The 15,288-nt window shown below is 66.4% G+C and carries 17 protein-coding genes; 14 read left to right on the top strand and 3 right to left on the bottom strand.

Annotated elements, in window-relative coordinates; genetic code table 11:
* The first annotated feature begins 65 nt into the window (after positions 1 to 65).
* From P1U75_RS07655 to P1U75_RS07620, 8 genes are all read left to right on the top strand, one after another.
* Positions 66 to 1,052 (top strand): Hsp33 family molecular chaperone HslO, encoded by a 987-nt coding sequence (locus P1U75_RS07655; protein WP_300241692.1) that lies wholly within the window; start codon positions 66 to 68, stop codon positions 1,050 to 1,052.
* Positions 1,045 to 1,641, top strand: a complete 597-nt coding sequence (locus P1U75_RS07650; protein ID WP_300241690.1) for a CoA pyrophosphatase — start codon at positions 1,045 to 1,047, stop codon at positions 1,639 to 1,641. The genes P1U75_RS07655 and P1U75_RS07650 overlap by 8 nt, the downstream gene beginning before the upstream one ends.
* Positions 1,638 to 2,807: a CCA tRNA nucleotidyltransferase gene (locus tag P1U75_RS07645; RefSeq protein WP_300241687.1), complete on the top strand. Its 1,170-nt coding sequence runs from the start codon at positions 1,638 to 1,640 to the stop codon at positions 2,805 to 2,807. The genes P1U75_RS07650 and P1U75_RS07645 overlap by 4 nt, the downstream gene beginning before the upstream one ends.
* A gap of 197 nt (positions 2,808 to 3,004) precedes the next feature.
* Positions 3,005 to 4,843 (top strand): ABC transporter ATP-binding protein, encoded by a 1,839-nt coding sequence (locus tag P1U75_RS07640; RefSeq protein ID WP_300241685.1) that lies wholly within the window; start codon positions 3,005 to 3,007, stop codon positions 4,841 to 4,843.
* The gene (locus P1U75_RS07635; protein ID WP_300241682.1) at positions 4,840 to 6,672 is read left to right on the top strand and encodes an ABC transporter ATP-binding protein; all 1,833 of its coding nucleotides are present in this window, start codon (positions 4,840 to 4,842) and stop codon (positions 6,670 to 6,672) included. Before P1U75_RS07640 ends, P1U75_RS07635 begins: the two co-directional genes overlap by 4 nt.
* Before the next feature lie 37 nt (positions 6,673 to 6,709).
* Complete coding sequence (locus P1U75_RS07630; protein ID WP_300241680.1) at positions 6,710 to 7,957, top strand: class I SAM-dependent RNA methyltransferase; 1,248 nt, start codon at positions 6,710 to 6,712, stop codon at positions 7,955 to 7,957.
* 13 nt (positions 7,958 to 7,970) lie between these two features.
* A complete protein-coding gene (locus P1U75_RS07625) occupies positions 7,971 to 8,762 on the top strand; it encodes an ion transporter (protein WP_300241678.1) in 792 nt (263 codons plus the stop codon).
* Positions 8,763 to 8,823: 61 nt separating this feature from the next.
* Positions 8,824 to 9,321, top strand: a complete 498-nt coding sequence (locus P1U75_RS07620; RefSeq protein WP_300241676.1) for a L,D-transpeptidase family protein — start codon at positions 8,824 to 8,826, stop codon at positions 9,319 to 9,321.
* Between the two features lie 13 nt (positions 9,322 to 9,334).
* Here the strand turns inward: P1U75_RS07620 and P1U75_RS07615 are convergent, their stop codons facing one another.
* Positions 9,335 to 9,838 (bottom strand): CAP domain-containing protein, encoded by a 504-nt coding sequence (locus tag P1U75_RS07615; RefSeq protein ID WP_300242181.1) that lies wholly within the window; start codon positions 9,836 to 9,838, stop codon positions 9,335 to 9,337.
* Positions 9,839 to 10,021: 183 nt separating this feature from the next.
* Here P1U75_RS07615 and P1U75_RS07610 point away from each other — a divergent pair, with 183 nt between their 5' ends.
* Positions 10,022 to 10,627 (top strand): L,D-transpeptidase, encoded by a 606-nt coding sequence (locus P1U75_RS07610; protein ID WP_300241674.1) that lies wholly within the window; start codon positions 10,022 to 10,024, stop codon positions 10,625 to 10,627.
* A 139-nt stretch (positions 10,628 to 10,766) separates the two neighbouring features.
* A complete protein-coding gene (locus tag P1U75_RS07605; protein WP_300241671.1) occupies positions 10,767 to 10,949 on the top strand; it encodes a hypothetical protein in 183 nt (60 codons plus the stop codon).
* Between the two features lie 87 nt (positions 10,950 to 11,036).
* Here the strand turns inward: P1U75_RS07605 and hemH are convergent, their stop codons facing one another.
* Both hemH and P1U75_RS07595 read right to left on the bottom strand, forming a co-directional pair.
* Positions 11,037 to 12,086 (bottom strand): ferrochelatase, encoded by a 1,050-nt coding sequence (hemH, locus tag P1U75_RS07600; RefSeq protein ID WP_300241668.1) that lies wholly within the window; start codon positions 12,084 to 12,086, stop codon positions 11,037 to 11,039.
* Positions 12,087 to 12,141: 55 nt separating this feature from the next.
* On the bottom strand, positions 12,142 to 12,960 hold the full coding sequence (locus tag P1U75_RS07595; RefSeq protein ID WP_300241666.1) for a methyltransferase domain-containing protein: 819 nt from the start codon (positions 12,958 to 12,960) through the stop codon (positions 12,142 to 12,144).
* Here P1U75_RS07595 and P1U75_RS07590 point away from each other — a divergent pair.
* The 4 genes from P1U75_RS07590 to P1U75_RS07575 are packed head-to-tail and all read left to right on the top strand — an operon-like array spanning position 12,954 to position 15,287.
* A complete protein-coding gene (locus tag P1U75_RS07590) occupies positions 12,954 to 13,706 on the top strand; it encodes a double zinc ribbon domain-containing protein (RefSeq protein WP_300241664.1) in 753 nt (250 codons plus the stop codon). The genes P1U75_RS07595 and P1U75_RS07590 overlap by 7 nt on opposite strands.
* 34 nt (positions 13,707 to 13,740) lie before the next feature.
* Positions 13,741 to 14,001, top strand: a complete 261-nt coding sequence (grxC, locus tag P1U75_RS07585; RefSeq protein ID WP_300241662.1) for a glutaredoxin 3 — start codon at positions 13,741 to 13,743, stop codon at positions 13,999 to 14,001.
* Positions 13,998 to 14,828 carry a carbon-nitrogen hydrolase family protein gene (locus tag P1U75_RS07580; RefSeq protein ID WP_300241660.1) on the top strand — a complete coding sequence of 277 codons (831 nt, stop codon included), beginning with the start codon at positions 13,998 to 14,000 and terminating at the stop codon, positions 14,826 to 14,828. Before grxC ends, P1U75_RS07580 begins: the two co-directional genes overlap by 4 nt.
* 12 nt (positions 14,829 to 14,840) lie before the next feature.
* Complete coding sequence (locus P1U75_RS07575; RefSeq protein ID WP_300241658.1) at positions 14,841 to 15,287, top strand: MarR family transcriptional regulator; 447 nt, start codon at positions 14,841 to 14,843, stop codon at positions 15,285 to 15,287.
* Position 15,288 lies beyond the last annotated feature (1 nt).

Raw genomic sequence — 15,288 nt, 5'->3', positions numbered from 1 at the left:
TCATCGCGGTCTGTTCCGACTATATTGCGCGACGTATGCCAACCCGCGGCGCATAAGGAAACCCCATGACCATCGGATCGAAACTCGCGTGGGACGACACCGTCCTGCCCTTCCAGCTTGACGTTTCGGACATGCGCGGGCGCGTGGCCCGGCTGGACGGCGTGTTGGACGGGATTCTGAAACAGCACGACTACCCGCCGCAAGTCGAGGCGCTGGTGGCCGAGATGGCGCTTTTGACCGCGCTGATCGGCCAGACCGTCAAGCTGCGCTGGAAGCTGTCGCTGCAGGTGCAGTCCAACGGGCCGGTGCGGATGATCGCCACCGATTACTATGCCCCCACGACCGAGGGCGAGCCAGCCAGGATCCGCGCCTATGCCAGCTATGACGAAGAGCGGCTGCAGGGATCGGACCCCTTCGCGCAGATCGGAGCGGGGTATTTCGCAGTCCTGATCGATCAGGGCAAGGGCACGGCACCCTATCAGGGGATCACGCCGCTGGCGGGCGATTCCCTGCGGCGCTGCGCCGAGGATTACTTTGCCCAGTCAGAGCAACTGCCGACCCGGTTCAAGCTGCGCTTTGGCAAATCCACCGAAAAGGGCGGGGTCGAGCATTGGCGCGCCGGTGGCGTGATGTTGCAGCACATGCCCAAGGCCTCGCCCTTCATGGCGCAGGGCGAGGGGGGCGGCGACATCCTGCGGCCCGCCGATCTGATCGACGGAGAAGAGGGCGAGAACTGGAACCGGGTGAACATCCTGCTCGATTCGGTCGAGGAGATGGAGCTGGTCGGCCCGGTCGTCACGCCGACCAGCCTGCTGGTGCGGCTGTTTCACGAGGAACAGCCGCGCGTGTTCGACGCGCAAGCCGTGCGGTTCGGCTGCACCTGTTCGGAGGACCGCGTGCGCCAGAGCCTGTCGATCTATTCCGCCAAGGACATCGGCACGATGACCACGGATGACGGCATCGTCACCGCCGATTGCCAGTTCTGCGGCGCGCATTACGAGCTTGACCCGGCCAGCGTGGGCTTCGAGGCCGGGCAAGACGGCGATGCGTGATCCGGTCGCGCGGCTGCGCGCGGCGCTGGACCGGACCGGCGCGGAATCCTCGGACTTCGACCTGAACCCGGACTTCAGGCTGCCGGAGGGGCGCAGGCTGCGCCCGGCCGGGGTGCTGGTGCCGGTCACGCTGACCGGTGGCGCGCCGCGCCTGATCCTGACCAAGCGGTCGTCGGCGCTGAAACACCACCCCGGACAGATCGCCTTTCCCGGCGGCAAGCAGGAGGAGGCGGACGCCGACGTGACCGCCGCCGCCCTGCGCGAGGCGGAAGAGGAGATCGGCTTGCCGCGCGACATTCCCGCCGTTCTGGGCACCCTGCCGGAGCATGAGACGGTGACCGGGTTCAGGGTGACGCCGGTGGTGGCGGTTCTGGAGCGCGGGTTTGATCCGGTGCCCGAACCCGGCGAGGTCGAGGAGGTATTCTCGGTACCGCTCGGACACGTTCTGGACCCGGCGAATTACCTGATCGAATCGCGGCGCTGGCAGGGAAAGCGGCGGCATTACTTTACGGTACCCTTCGGGCCCTATTACATCTGGGGCGCGACGGCGCGGATGCTGCGCGGGCTGGCGGCGCGGATGGAGGCATGACCCGGATCACCGAAGATTGGCTGAGCGACCCGGCGACCCAGGCGGTTTGCGCGGCGCTTGCGGCGGGCGGCGCGCAGGCGCTGTTCGTCGGCGGCTGCGTGCGCAACGCGCTGATGGGGGTGCCGGTGCGCGACATCGACCTGTCCACCGACGCGGTGCCCGAGCGGGTGATCGCCCTGGCCAGGGCCGCCGGGATCAAGGCGGTGCCGACCGGGATCGAACATGGCACCGTGACGCTGGTCAAGGACGGGATCGGCCATGAGGTAACCACCTTTCGCAAGGACGTGGAAACCGACGGGCGGCGCGCGGTCGTGGCTTATTCCACCCGCGTGGAGGAGGACGCGGCGCGGCGCGATTTCACCATGAACGCGCTTTACGCCCGATCCGACGGCACCGTGCTCGATCCGCTCGGGGGGCTGGCGGACCTGCAGGCGCGGCGGGTGCGCTTCATCGGCAACGCGAGTGACCGCATCCGCGAGGATTACCTGCGCAGCCTGCGTTATTTCCGCTTTCACGCCTGGTATGGTTGTGACGACCTGGGATTCGACCCCGAGGCGCTGGCGGCAATCGCCGACAACCTCGACGGGCTGTCGACGCTGTCGCGCGAACGGGTGGGGGGCGAATTGCTGCGCCTTCTCGCCGCGCCCGATCCGGCGCCGGCGGTGGCGACGATGCGCTCAACCGGGGCGCTGGGGCAGGTGTTGCCCGGGTCCGACGACCGGGCGCTTGCCCCGCTGGTGCATCTGGAGGCGCAGACCGGCGCATCGCCGGACGGGTTGCGGCGGCTGGCGGCGCTGGGTGGGGTCGACGTGGAAGAGACGCTGCGCCTGTCCCGGGCGCAGACCCGCGCGCTCGACCGGATGCGCGAAGCGGCCGCCGGTGTCATGGCCCCGGCCGAACTGGGCTATCGGTTGAAGGAAGAGGCAGCGCGCGATGCGCTGCTGTTGCGCTGCGCCTGGTCGGAACAGCCCTGGCCCGAGGCGGCGGAGGAGGCCATCGCGCAGGGCGCCGCGGCGCGGTTCCCGGTCACCGCGCGCGATCTGATGCCGGGCCTTGCGGGCGCGGCGCTGGGCGAGAAGCTGGCGGAGCTGGAGGCGGTCTGGATCGCCTCGGGCTTCTCGCGGGACAAGGCGTCGTTGCTTTCGGGTGACAGCGGGGCCGATTAAGTGCATGCGAAAAGCATGTAACGGGTGACAAGCCGGGCCTGATCCGGTAGCCACCCCACCGAAACCTTGTTGGAGCGATGCGCATGTATCACGGGATCTGGAACAGCCTTAGCTGAGCGACCGGCCCCCGTGCGGGTGGTGTTCGGCGCCACCCTCATTGCATCTGCATTCACTTTCGTTTCTCGGAGTCCTCCGACATGTTTCGTTTCTTTGAAAATCTCGTCGATCCCTATTGCGATTATCCGCAGGAGGATCGCCCGCCCACCCGGCTCTGGCCGTTTCTGCGGGCCTATGCGCAGCCGTTCCGCCGGGTGTTCGCCTGGGCCGGGCTGATGTCGATCGCCGTCGCGGCGATCGAGGTCGGGCTGATCTACTACATGGGGCGGGTGGTCGATCTTCTGGGCGGCGACCCGGCCCAGGTCTGGGCCGACTACGGGTTTGAACTGATCCTCGTGGCCCTCTTCATCCTGTTGCTGCGGCCGCTGGTCCAGCTGCTCGATGTGCTGCTTTTGAACAATGCGATCCTGCCCAATTTCGGCACGCTGATCCGTTGGCGCGCGCACAAGCATGTGCTGCGCCAGTCGGTGGGCTGGTTCGAGAACGATTTCACCGGGCGCATCGCCAACCGGATCATGCAGACCCCGCCGGCGGCGGGCGAGGTGGTGTTCCAGGTGTTCGACGCGATCTCGTTCTCCATCGCCTATTTCATCGGCGCCGGCATCCTTCTGGTGACAGCCGATCCGCGGCTGATGCTGCCGCTGGCGCTCTGGCTGGTGCTCTACGCGCTGCTGATCAACTGGACGGTGCGGCGGGTCGGCCCGGCGTCCAAGGCGGCCTCGGACGCGCGCTCGGCGATCACCGGGCGGGTGGTGGACAGCTATACCAACATCCATTCGGTCAAGATGTTCGCCCATGACGACCGGGAACTGTCCTTTGTCAAGGAGGCGATCGACCGATCGCGCCGCACCATTCAGGTGGAGATGCGGATCTTCACCGTGATGGACGGGGCGCTGGTGATGCTGAACGGGCTGTTGATCGTCGGCGTCGTGGGCTGGGCGTTCTGGCTCTGGATGCAGGGGCAGGCCAGCGTCGGCGTGGTGGCGGCGGCGACCGCGCTGACGCTGCGGCTGAACGCGATGACCGGCTGGATCATGTGGGCGCTGACCACGTTCTTCCGCCAGCTGGGCGTGGTGGCCGAGGGGATGGAGACGATTGCCCAGCCCATCGACCTCGTGGATGCGCCGGATGCAAAACCGCTGGCGCTGGGCGCCGGCGGGATCGAGCTGCGCGGGGTGTCGCATCACTATGGTCGTGGCGCCGGCGGGCTGGACCGGATCGACCTGGTGATCGCGCCGGGCGAGAAGGTCGGGCTGATCGGACGCTCGGGCGCGGGGAAATCGACCCTGGTCAAGCTGCTGCTGCGGTTCTACGACACCGAGACCGGGCAGATCCTGATCGACGGGCAGGACATCGCCCGCGTCACCCAGGACAGTCTGCGCAGCAAGATCGGCATGGTCCAGCAGGACAGCGCGCTGCTGCACCGCTCGGTGCGCGACAACCTGCTTTACGGCCGCCCCGATGCGAGTGAGGCGCAGGTGATCGCTGCCGCCAAACAGGCCGAGGCGCATGAGTTCATCCTGGATCTGACCGATCCGCAGGGGCGCGCCGGATATGACGCGCATGTGGGCGAACGCGGCGTGAAACTGTCGGGCGGGCAGCGCCAGCGGGTGACGCTGGCGCGGGTGATCCTCAAGGACGCGCCGATCCTGCTGCTGGACGAGGCGACCTCGGCACTGGATTCCGAGGTCGAGGCGGCGATCCAGGACACGCTTTATGGCATGATGCGGGGCAAGACCGTCATTGCCATCGCGCACCGGCTTTCTACCATTGCCCAGATGGACCGTATTCTGGTGATGGATCAGGGCCGGATCGTGGAGCAGGGCCGGCACGAGGATCTTCTGTCCTCCGGCGGGCTCTACGCCCGGTTCTGGGCGCGGCAATCGGGCGGGTTTCTCAACCCGGAGGCGGCGGAATGAGGATCGGGCACTGGATCGACCCGTTCCGCCCGGTCGAAGGGCCGCCGCCGCAGACGCTGCTGGCGTTCATCCTGTGGTGTCTCAGCGGCGCCTGGCCCACGCTTATCTTTGCCACCGTGGTTTCCTGCGCCGCCGGCGCGCTGGAGGCGGGCACCGCCTTTATCCTCGGGCTGGTGGTCGATACCGCAGTCGGCAGCGGGCCGGAGAACCTGTTCACCCCCGCCAACCTGCTCAAGCTCGGTGCGGCGGCGGGGTTCTTCCTGGTGGTGCGGCCGGTGCTGTTCGGGCTGTCCTCGGCGGCCAACTCCATCGCCGTCGGGCCGAACGTGAACCCGATGGTGCTGGCGCGACTGCACCGCTGGACGCTGGGCCAGTCGGTGCAGTTCTTTGACGATGATTTCGCCGGTCGCATCGCGCAGAAACAGATGCAGGCGGCCAACGCCGTGACCAACGTGGCGGTGGAATCAATCAACGTGGTCGCCTTTGCGCTGGCCTCCATCGTCGGATCACTGGTGCTGATGACCGCGATCGGCTGGCATGTGACGCTGGTGTTCCTGGTCTGGTTCGCCGCCTATCTGCTGACGATCCGCTGGTTCCTGCCGCGGGTGCGCGAACGCGCGGCGGGCCGGGCCGGGGCGCGGGCGGTGGTCTCGGGGCAGATCGTCGACACCATCACCAACATCAAGACGGTCAAGCTCTTTGCCCACGCCGATCACGAGGATCGCGCCGCGCTGGGCGCGTTGCAGGGGTTCCGCGACCGGGCGCTGGGGTTCGGCCGGCTGGCGGCCCTGTTCCGCTTCTGCCTGATGTGCCTGGCCGGGCTGCTGCCGGTGCTGCTGATCGGCGCCACGCTGCTCCTGTGGCAGCAGGGGCAGGCGAGCGAGGGGAACATCGTCGCCGCCGGTGCGGTGGCGATCCGGCTGTCGCAGATGACCGGCTGGGTCAGTTTCGCGCTGATGGGGATCTATTCCGATATTGGCGAGGTCGAGGACGGGATGCGCACGCTGACCCCGCCCGTGCGGCTGCAGGATGCGCCGGATGCGCAGCCGTTGCAGGTGCCGGAGGGCGAGATCGTCTTTGATCACGTGAATTTCGCCTACGGGCGCGCGGTCGGCGGGGTTTCCGACGTCGATCTGACCGTACGCGCGGGCGAAAAGCTGGGCATCGTCGGTGCCTCTGGCGCAGGGAAATCGACTCTGGTTTCGCTTCTGTTGCGGCTCTATCAACCGGAATCGGGCCAGATCCGCATCGACGGCCAGCCGGTGGAAGAGGTCACCCAGGAAAGCCTTCGCCGCCAGATCGGGATGGTCACGCAGGAAACCGCGATGTTCAACCGCTCGGCGATGGACAATATCCGCTATGGCCGGCCAGAGGCCGCCGACGACGAGGTGCGCCGCGCCGCCGAAAAGGCCGAGGCGCATGGCTTCATCGGCGATCTTCAGGACCATGCGGGGCGCAAGGGGTATGATGCGCACCTGGGTGAACGGGGCGTGAAACTGTCCGGCGGGCAACGGCAGCGAATCGCGCTGGCCCGCGCGATCCTGAAGGACGCGCCGATTCTGGTGCTGGACGAGGCGACATCGGCGCTGGATTCCGAGGTCGAGGCGGCGATCCAGACCGCGCTGGGCCGGGTGATGCGGGGCAAGACGGTGCTGGCCATCGCGCACCGCCTGTCGACCCTGTCGGAGATGGACCGGATCATCGTGCTCGATCAGGGCCGCATCGTGGAAAGCGGCACCCATGACGCGCTGCTGGCCTCCGGCGGCCTCTATGCGCAGTTCTGGGCGCGACAGTCGGGCGGATTTCTGCAGACCGACGCGGCGGAATAAGCTTTTTCCGGGTCGCTGGCCCGGGTATCAACCGGGAATGGCCGAGCAATTCATCATCGAGCGACTGGGACATCAGGGCGACGGTGTCGCGCCGGGGCCGGTCTTTGTGCCGCGCGCCCTGCCAGGGGAGGTCGTCGAGGGGGTGCGCGCCGGCGATCGCCTGGGCGAGGTGCGGATCGTGGCGCCCTCGGCCGACCGGGTGAAGGCGCCCTGCCGCCATTACCAGGGCTGCGGCGGTTGCGCCCTGCAGCACGCCAGCGACGATTTCGTCGCCGCGTGGAAGGTGGATGTGGTTAGAAAGGCGTTAACCGCCCAGGGACTCGAGGCGGTTTTCCGTACAATCCGGACCTCGCCCGCGCGGTCCCGGCGCCGCGCCACCTTCGCCGCGCGGCGCACAAAGAAGGGGGCGCTGGTCGGCTTTCACGGCCGCGCCTCGGAGACCATCGTCGAGATCCCAGATTGCCAGTTGCTCGATCCGGCGCTTTTGGCGGCGCTGCCGGTGGCCGAGGCGCTGGCGATGGCCGGTGGCAGCCGCAAGGGCGTGCTTTCGGTTACCGCCACCCTGTCCGAGGTCGGGCTTGACCTTGCGGTGAGCGGGGGCAAGCCGCTGGACGGGCCGCTGCAACAGGCGCTGGCGCAACTGACCGAGCGGCACGGGCTGGCGCGGCTGGCCTGGGACGGCGAGGTGATCGCCATGCGCGCCCCGCCGGTGCAGCGGTTCGGCGCCGCGTCGGTGGTGCCGCCGCCGGGGGCCTTTCTGCAGGCCACGCGGTCGGGCGAGGCGGCGCTGTTGGAGGCAGTGCGCGAGGCGGTGGGCGATGCACGGCGCATCGTCGATCTGTTTGCGGGTTGCGGCACCTTCTCGCTGCCGTTGGCGGAGCGGGCCGAGGTGCATGCGGTCGAGGGCGACCGGGCGATGACCGCCGCGCTGGATGCCGGTTGGCGCAAGGCGCAGGGATTGAAGGCGGTGACCACCGAGGTGCGCGACCTGTTCCGCCGTCCCCTGATGCCCGATGAGCTGGCGCCCTTCACCGCCCCGTTCGAGGCCGCCGTTCTGGACCCGCCGCGCGCCGGTGCCGAGGCGCAGGTGGCCGAGCTGGCCAAGGCGCGATTGCCGAAGATCGCCTATGTGTCGTGCAACCCGGTGACCTTCGCGCGCGACGCGGCGCGGCTGATCGCGGCCGGCTATCGCCTGAATTGGGTGCAGGTGGTCGACCAGTTCCGCTGGTCGGCGCATGTGGAGCTTGCGGCGGCGTTCACGCTGGCGGATACCACAGGCAACTAGGCAGGAGACAGGGATGTTTTTCAGGACCCGACTCGAGCGCTTTCTCGAACACCCGCGTTTCGGGCAGTTCATCACCGGGGTGATCGTGGTCAACGCGGTGCTTCTGGGGATGGAAACCTCCGATACGCTGATGGTGCGCGCCGGGCCGATGATCGAGGGGCTGGACAAGCTGTGCCTGGCGATCTTCGTGGTCGAGATCGCGATGAAGATGGTGGCGCAGAACTGGCGGTTCTTCACCTTTGGCTGGAACCTCTTTGATTTCTTCATCGTCGGCATCTCGCTGGTGCCGGGGGCGCAGGGGCTTTCGGTCCTGCGGGCGCTCAGGATCCTGCGGGTGCTGCGGGTGATCTCGGTGGCGCCGCGATTGCGCCGCGTGGTCGAGGGGTTCATCACCGCGCTGCCGGGCATGGGCAGCGTGTTCTTCCTGATGGCGATCATCTTTTACATCGGGTCGGTGATCGCGACCAAGCTGTTCGGACCGGCGTTTCCCGACTGGTTCGGCACGCTGGGGCTGAGCGCCTATTCGCTGTTCCAGATCATGACGCTGGAAAGCTGGTCGATGGGGATCGTCCGCCCGGTGATGGAGGTGTTCCCGCATGCCTGGGCGTTTTTCGTGCCCTTCATCATGGTCACCACCTTCGCGGTGGTGAACCTTCTGGTGGGCCTGATCGTGAACTCGATGCAGGACGCGCACCAGCAAGAGGCCGGAGACCGCACCGACGCCTATCGCGACGAAGTGCTGGCGCGGCTGGATGCGATCGAGCGGCGGCTGGGCAAAAATGCCGAGTCGGGGGATAAAAAGTGACTTTGAGATTGTGCCGGCCGAGGGTATTTTTCCGGCGGAGCCTTGAGGCAGAGAAAACGAGATGAAACGACGTACCTTTACATTCGGAGCGGCCGCGTCGCTGGCGCTGGCGGGCTGTTCGAGCAGCAAGTTCCTGACCTATCGCGGCCCGGAGGTGACCTCGGTCGTGGTGAACAAGGGTGCGCGCAGCATGTACCTGCTGCACCACGCCGAGATCCTGAAAAGCTACGCCGTCGATCTCGGCTTTGCCCCGGTCGGCCACAAGACATTCGAGGGCGACGGCAGGACGCCCGAGGGCACCTATTTGATCGACCGGCGCAATCCCAACAGCGATTTTCACCTGTCGCTGGGTATATCCTATCCGAATGAGCAGGACGTGGCGCGCGCGCGGGAGATGGGCAAGCGACCGGGCGGGGACATCTTCATTCACGGCCAGCCGCTGGCGTTTCGCCCGAAGGGGCCGGACTGGACCGCCGGCTGCATTGCGGTGAAGAACCGCGAGATCGAGCTGGTTTACGCCATGGTTCGCGAGGGCACCCCGATCACGCTGAGGGCATGATCGGTCGGGCCGGTCAGCCGCCCATGACCAGCGTCCACCAGATCTTGCCGTTCGGCTCCTGGAACCAGGCAAATCCCATGTCGGTCGCGCGTTTTTCAAGGATCACCGACCGTGTTCCAGGCTCTTCCATCCAGGCGGCGAGGGTTTCCAGCTCGGTCTCGTAGGTTTCCGAGATGTTCTCTCCCAGCATGGCGCCGTCGTATCCGGCCCGCTGCACCCGGTCGAGCGGCGAGGAGCCGTCGGAGCCGAAATGCCAGGGGCGATTCTGCACCGACATGTCACGCGAATGGGTCGCGGAGGCGGCGTTCAGCCGCGCATTCAACTTTACCGGCGGCACGCCGGCCGCCGAACGTAGCGCATTGACCGAATCGAGCATCCGGTACTCCACCTTCGAGGAGTCGCCCTGACGGATGCGGTAGACCTTGGTCGACAATCCGCTGGCGCTGGTTCCCGTGCCTTGCGTGTCATAGCCCGTGTCACAGGCTGCAAGGACCAGGAAACCGGCAAAAAGGAGCATGAAAAAACGCACGGCAGTCCACCCTGACAATTGCTGTTTCCCTAGCACTTATCGCGCCGTTGCAGCCGGCGCAAACGGACAAGGCCGCCGATTGGGCCATTTTCAACGGTTTGGTTTGCGACTGCGGCATTCACGCCATATCATGGTGGGCATTGGGGACTAAAGAGCAAGGGATAACATGTCATGTCGAAATCCTCATTCCTGACGCCCAGCCGCAGGGCGTTTCTGGCCGGAAGCGCGGCCTTGATCGGCACTCCTGCCCTGGCGACCGAGGAGGACGCGGAATACGATCCTCTGCGCCCGCCGCCCGAACCGGAACCCGCAGTACGGCGCAACATCTCGAGCTTCCGTTCGTTGAGCTGGCAGCCGTACTTCAGCCACCTGCGCAAGGGCGCGATCCTTGTCGACACGCGGTCAAGGGCGCTGCACTACTGGTCAGAAGACCACACGACCTACAAACTCTATCCATCGAGCGTTCCGCTCACCGATGAATTGACCCGTCGCGGACGCACCAGCGTGATACGCAAGGTGGTGGGCCCGAGCTGGTCGCCGACCCCTTCTATGAAGAAGCGGAATCCGGAGTGGCCGGACTATATTCCCCCCGGCCCGGACAATCCGCTTGGAACGCACGCATTGTACCTGAGTTGGAAATACTATCGCATCCATGGAACCCATGACACGCGCAAGATCGGGCGGCGATCGTCGAACGGGTGCATCGGGCTTTACAATGAACATATTGCGGACCTGTTCGGGTTCGCGAAAGTGGGCACTCAAGTGTTGCTAATTTGACGACATCACGACGCTGCAAGCGCGAAAGGCCGAAACAAGAGTTTGCATTCCGGCCGGTTAGCTGCTTAAAAAATTCCACGAGGTAAGTCTTGGGTGCGCAAGCTCGCATTGGAGGTTTGCGCAAAATCTGGAGGTTAACATGAAGAAACTCGTTCTCGCCGCTGCCCTGGCCGCTGCCGCTTCGACCGCAACTGCCGGCACCCTGGCCGAGCCGATGGTGGAAGCACCGGTGATCGTCGAAGAAGCAAGCAGCTCTTCGTCGGGCATCCTGCTGCCCCTGCTGCTGCTGGTGCTGGTTGGCGCCGCCGTTGCAGGCAGCTAAGCCAAAGCAATACGAATACAGAGAAGGCGGTGGGGTTTCCCACCGCCTTTTTTGTTGCGCAGAGGGTCGGAGGCGGACTGAACGGGCTCAGGCGACCCAACCGGACAGGTTCTCGTCGATGACCGCGCAGAGCGCATCGACATGCGCGTCGTCATCGTTCAGGCAGGGGATGTAGGCAAACTTTTCGCCGCCGGCCTCCTCGAAGCTTTCCTTGATCTCCTCGTTGATCTCTTCCAGCGTCTCGATGCAGTCGGCCGAGAACGCCGGGGCGATCACCGCGATGTTCTTTTTGCCCTGCCGTGCCAGGTCCGCCACGTGTTCGACGGTATAGGGTTTCAGCCACTCCTCCGGGCCGAACTTGGACTGGAAGGTGGTGACCAGATCGCTGTCGTGCCATCCCAGCCGCTCCTTCAGCAGCCGCGTCGTCTTCTGGCACTGGCAATGATAGGGGTCGCCCTGCATCAGGTAGCGCTGGGGCATGCCGTGGTAGGAGCAGACCAGGATATCGGGTTTCCGCGCCATCCCGGCATAGGCCCGTTCGACCGACTGGGCGAGCGCGTCGATGTATTTCGGATGGTCGAAATAGGCCGGTACGGTGCGGCTGGCGGGCTGCCAGGCCTCGTCCATCAACGCGCGAAAGAACTGGTCGTTGGCGGTGGCCGATGTGGCCCCGGCATAGTGCGGGTAAAGCGGAAAGAACAGGATGCGCTGGCATCCCGCGGCCACCATCTCGCGCACCTTGGAGCGGGTCGAGGGGTTACCGTAGCGCATGCAGAAATCGACCATCAGCCCATCGCCGTGCCGGGCCTTGAGCGCGGCGGCGATCCTGGATGTCTGGGCCTTGGTGATCGTCATCAGGGGGCTTTCGTTCTGCTCCTCGTTCCAGATCGATTTATAGGCGGCGCCGCTGGAAAACGGCCGCTTGGTCAGGATGATGAGTTGCAGCAAGGGTTGCCATTTCCACGCCGGGTAGTCGATGACCCGCTGATCCGAGAGAAACTCGTTCAGATAGCGGCGCATCGGCCAGTAGGAATAATGATCCGGCGTGCCGAGGTTGGCGAGCAGGACGCCGGTTTTCGGCGCGGGGATCTTGGGGTGATCGGCGGGGGCGTGCGCGGGGCGGGCTGCGTCGGTCATGGGGCGATCCTGATTACGGGGGTCAAAGGCTCAGATAACGGGATTTGGCCACCCGTCAATCTGCCAGCGGGTTTTCGGTCGTATTCAGCGCATCGGCCAGCCGCGCCTGCGCCGATCCGGGGCGCAGCGGTTTGGGCTGGCTGTCCGAGGGCGCCCAGCCGGTCAGGCCGACCAGTTCGAAACTGGCGCGCAACCGCCCCTGCGGCGTGCGGAAATGTTGGGCATAAAGCGCGCCGGCACGGGCAAAGACGGCGCGCCGGGTGGGGCGGCGCAGCCGGCCCGTCAGCACGTTGGTTTCCCCCATGCCGCGCAGGTCGTGCATCAGGTGGGTCAGGTCACGGTATTCGGCGGTGAGCGTCATGCTGTCGGCAACCGGCAGCGCCAGCCCGGCGCGTTGCAAGAGCGCGCCGAGGTCGCGAATCTCGGCCATCGGTGCAACCCGGGGCGACAAGCCGCCGGTGATCTCGGTTTCGGCCTGTCCAAGAACCGCGCGCAGTTCCTGCAGGGTTTCGCCGCCCAGCAGGAAGACGAGCAGGAGCCCATCCTCCTTCAGCGCGCGGCGGCATTGGATCAGCTGGCCGACCGGGTCATTGGACATGTGCAGGCACATGGCGTGGATCACCAGGTCCTGCGCGCCGGGCTCCAGATCGAGCGTGTCGTCGTCCCCGACGATGCGCGCATCCGGGAAGGCGGGCTGCCACAGAGCCGGGAACGGGGTGACGATGGCCGGCGCCGTAAAGGTTCTCTTAACCAACGAAAGGCGATCCTGAGCCTCGTCCAGTGCCGCGCGGTGCAGGAACAGGCTGGCCTCGCTTGCGCGGGCGCGGCGGGCGGACAGGGTGGACCTGTCGAACAGGGGGGGCGCGGATGTCATGGGCGCAAACTAGGGTGTTGCGCGCGGGGATACAAACCGCTGTCGCACTGATCTACCCGCCGCGCTGCCTTGGTTGCGGTTCCCAGGTGGAGAGCGATTTCGGCCTTTGCAGCGCCTGCTGGCGTGACACCCCGTTCATCGACGGCACCGTGTGCGAGGGCTGCGGCATTCCGCTCCAGGGGGTGGCGGACGGTCATCGGATCGAGTGTGACGACTGCATGCAGACCCCGCGGCCCTGGCGGCAGGGGCGGGCGGCGCTGCTCTATGCCGACCGGGCGCGGCAGCTTGTTCTGGCGCTGAAACACGGCGACCGCTCCGATATTGCCCGCCCGGCGGGGGGTTGGATGGCCCGTGCGGCACGCCCGTTGTTGGGGCCCGACACGCTGATCGCGCCGGTGCCGCTGCATTGGACGCGGCTCGTGCGGCGGCGTTACAACCAGGCGGCACTGCTGGCCCGGGCGCTGGCGCAGGAAACCGGGGCAGAGCTTTGCCCGGATTTGCTGGTCCGCATCCGCCGCACCCGCATGCTTGACGATGCCACCGCCGAGGAGCGGCTGGAAATCCTGCGCGGGGCGATCGCGGCGCACCCCTGGCGGCGGCTCAGAATGGTCGGGCGCCCGGTGCTTCTGGTCGATGACGTGATGACCTCGGGGGCGACCCTGGCGGCCTGCACGGCGGCCTGTCACGCCGCCGGGGCGGGGTCGGTCGATGTGGTGGTACTGGCACGCGTTGCAAAGGATGACTAAATCCAGCACAAACGACGTATCCAGAGGATGAGATATGAAACCGGTCGAGATCTATACTTCCCCCATGTGCGGATATTGCCACGCGGCCAAGCGGCTGCTGACGCAAAAGGGCGTGTCCTTTTCCGAAATCGATGTCTGGGCCAGCCCGGACCGCAAGCCGGAGATGATCCAGCGCGCCGGCGGACGGCGTACCGTGCCGCAGATCTTTGTCGGGGAAACCCATGTGGGCGGCTGCGATGAGCTTTATGAGTTGGAGCAAGACGGTAGGCTCGACCCGCTTCTGGCCGTGTCATGAAGACCGCGCTGGCGCAGATGACCTCGGGCGACGATCCCGGCGACAACCTCCGGCAGGTCCAGTGGATGCTGGCCGAGGCGGCGGCGGAGGGGGCGGAGTTCGTGCTGACGCCGGAGGTGACCAACTGCGTCTCGGCCAGCCGCAGCCAGCAGAACGAGGTCCTGCGCCCGGAGGCCGAGGACCCGACGCTGGCCGCACTGCGCCAGCAGGCCGAGGAGCTGGGCATCTGGCTGCTGATCGGATCTCTGGCGTTGAAGACCGACGACCCGGACGGGCGCTTTGCCAACCGGTCGTTCCTGATCGGGCCGGATGGCGGCATCCGCGCGCGCTATGACAAGATCCACATGTTCGACGTGCAGGTCACGCCGGAGGAAACCTATCGCGAATCCGATGGCTTCCGGCCGGGCGACCGCGCGGTACTGGCCGAAACCCCGTTCGGCGCGGTGGGGATGACGGTGTGCTATGACGTCCGTTTCCCGCATCTGCATCAGGCATTGGCCCGTGCCGGGGCCGAGATCCTGACCGTTCCGGCGGCTTTCTCGCCGGTGACCGGCGCGGCCCATTGGGAGGCGCTTTTGCGCGCCCGGGCGATCGAGACCGGCTGTTTCGTCTTGGCCCCGGCCCAGACCGGGACGCATCCGGCGACCCGGGGCAAGGCGCGGCGCACATACGGGCACAGCATGGCAATCTCACCCTGGGGCGAGGTTCTGGTCGATGGCGGGACCGAGGCCGGCATCCACGTCTTTGACATGGACCGGGCGCTGGTGGAGGATGCCCGCGCCAAGGTGCCCGCATTGACGCATATCCGGGACTTTCAAGGTCCGTAACCGCAGAACCCGATGACCGAAGACAGCAACAACCCCCTTGCGGTGGCCCTGTTCAGCGAGTTGCTGACCGCCGACCAGCTTTTGCGCAACCGGCTCAGCCGGGTGTTGCCCAAGGGCATGGAAATCTCGCATTTCTCGGTGCTCAACCACCTGATCTTCGTGCATGACGAGCGGACCCCGGCGCAGCTGGCCGATACCTTTCACGTCACCCGCGGGGCGATGACCAACACGTTGAACAAGCTGGAATGGGCCGGTTACGTGCATATCCGCCCCGACTGGGACGATGCGCGGCGCAAGATGGTGGCGATCAGCCCGGCAGGAAAACAGGCGCGCGACCAGGCGGTGGCGGCGATTGCCCCGATGATCAACCGGGTGGTGGGCGAGCTGGGCGCGGACAAGGTGCGCGCGGTGTTGCCGGTGCTGCGCGAATTGCGCGTCAAACTGGAACAGGGTGATTAGG

Source organism: Antarcticimicrobium sp. (assembly GCF_029212575.1).
In the GTDB taxonomy this organism is placed as follows: Bacteria; Pseudomonadota; Alphaproteobacteria; order Rhodobacterales; family Rhodobacteraceae; genus Antarcticimicrobium.
The sequence above is the reverse complement of the archived record's forward strand: the minus strand, read 5'-3'. Positions and strand labels throughout refer to the sequence as shown.

What these genes read in the sequence shown, in the direction of transcription:
- P1U75_RS07655 (WP_300241692.1), top strand. Translation starts at nt 66, where the DNA reads ATGACCATCGGATCGAAACTCGCGTGGGACGACACCGTCCTGCCCTTC.
- P1U75_RS07650 (WP_300241690.1), top strand. Translation starts at nt 1,045, where the DNA reads ATGCGTGATCCGGTCGCGCGGCTGCGCGCGGCGCTGGACCGGACCGGC.
- P1U75_RS07645 (WP_300241687.1), top strand. Translation starts at nt 1,638, where the DNA reads ATGACCCGGATCACCGAAGATTGGCTGAGCGACCCGGCGACCCAGGCG.
- P1U75_RS07640 (WP_300241685.1), top strand. Translation starts at nt 3,005, where the DNA reads ATGTTTCGTTTCTTTGAAAATCTCGTCGATCCCTATTGCGATTATCCG.
- P1U75_RS07635 (WP_300241682.1), top strand. Translation starts at nt 4,840, where the DNA reads ATGAGGATCGGGCACTGGATCGACCCGTTCCGCCCGGTCGAAGGGCCG.
- P1U75_RS07630 (WP_300241680.1), top strand. Translation starts at nt 6,710, where the DNA reads ATGGCCGAGCAATTCATCATCGAGCGACTGGGACATCAGGGCGACGGT.
- P1U75_RS07625 (WP_300241678.1), top strand. Translation starts at nt 7,971, where the DNA reads ATGTTTTTCAGGACCCGACTCGAGCGCTTTCTCGAACACCCGCGTTTC.
- P1U75_RS07620 (WP_300241676.1), top strand. Translation starts at nt 8,824, where the DNA reads ATGAAACGACGTACCTTTACATTCGGAGCGGCCGCGTCGCTGGCGCTG.
- P1U75_RS07615 (WP_300242181.1), bottom strand. Translation starts at nt 9,838, where the DNA reads ATGCTCCTTTTTGCCGGTTTCCTGGTCCTTGCAGCCTGTGACACGGGC.
- P1U75_RS07610 (WP_300241674.1), top strand. Translation starts at nt 10,022, where the DNA reads ATGTCGAAATCCTCATTCCTGACGCCCAGCCGCAGGGCGTTTCTGGCC.
- P1U75_RS07605 (WP_300241671.1), top strand. Translation starts at nt 10,767, where the DNA reads ATGAAGAAACTCGTTCTCGCCGCTGCCCTGGCCGCTGCCGCTTCGACC.
- hemH (WP_300241668.1), bottom strand. Translation starts at nt 12,086, where the DNA reads ATGACCGACGCAGCCCGCCCCGCGCACGCCCCCGCCGATCACCCCAAG.
- P1U75_RS07590 (WP_300241664.1), top strand. Translation starts at nt 12,954, where the DNA reads ATGTCATGGGCGCAAACTAGGGTGTTGCGCGCGGGGATACAAACCGCT.
- P1U75_RS07595 (WP_300241666.1), bottom strand. Translation starts at nt 12,960, where the DNA reads ATGACATCCGCGCCCCCCCTGTTCGACAGGTCCACCCTGTCCGCCCGC.
- grxC (WP_300241662.1), top strand. Translation starts at nt 13,741, where the DNA reads ATGAAACCGGTCGAGATCTATACTTCCCCCATGTGCGGATATTGCCAC.
- P1U75_RS07580 (WP_300241660.1), top strand. Translation starts at nt 13,998, where the DNA reads ATGAAGACCGCGCTGGCGCAGATGACCTCGGGCGACGATCCCGGCGAC.
- P1U75_RS07575 (WP_300241658.1), top strand. Translation starts at nt 14,841, where the DNA reads ATGACCGAAGACAGCAACAACCCCCTTGCGGTGGCCCTGTTCAGCGAG.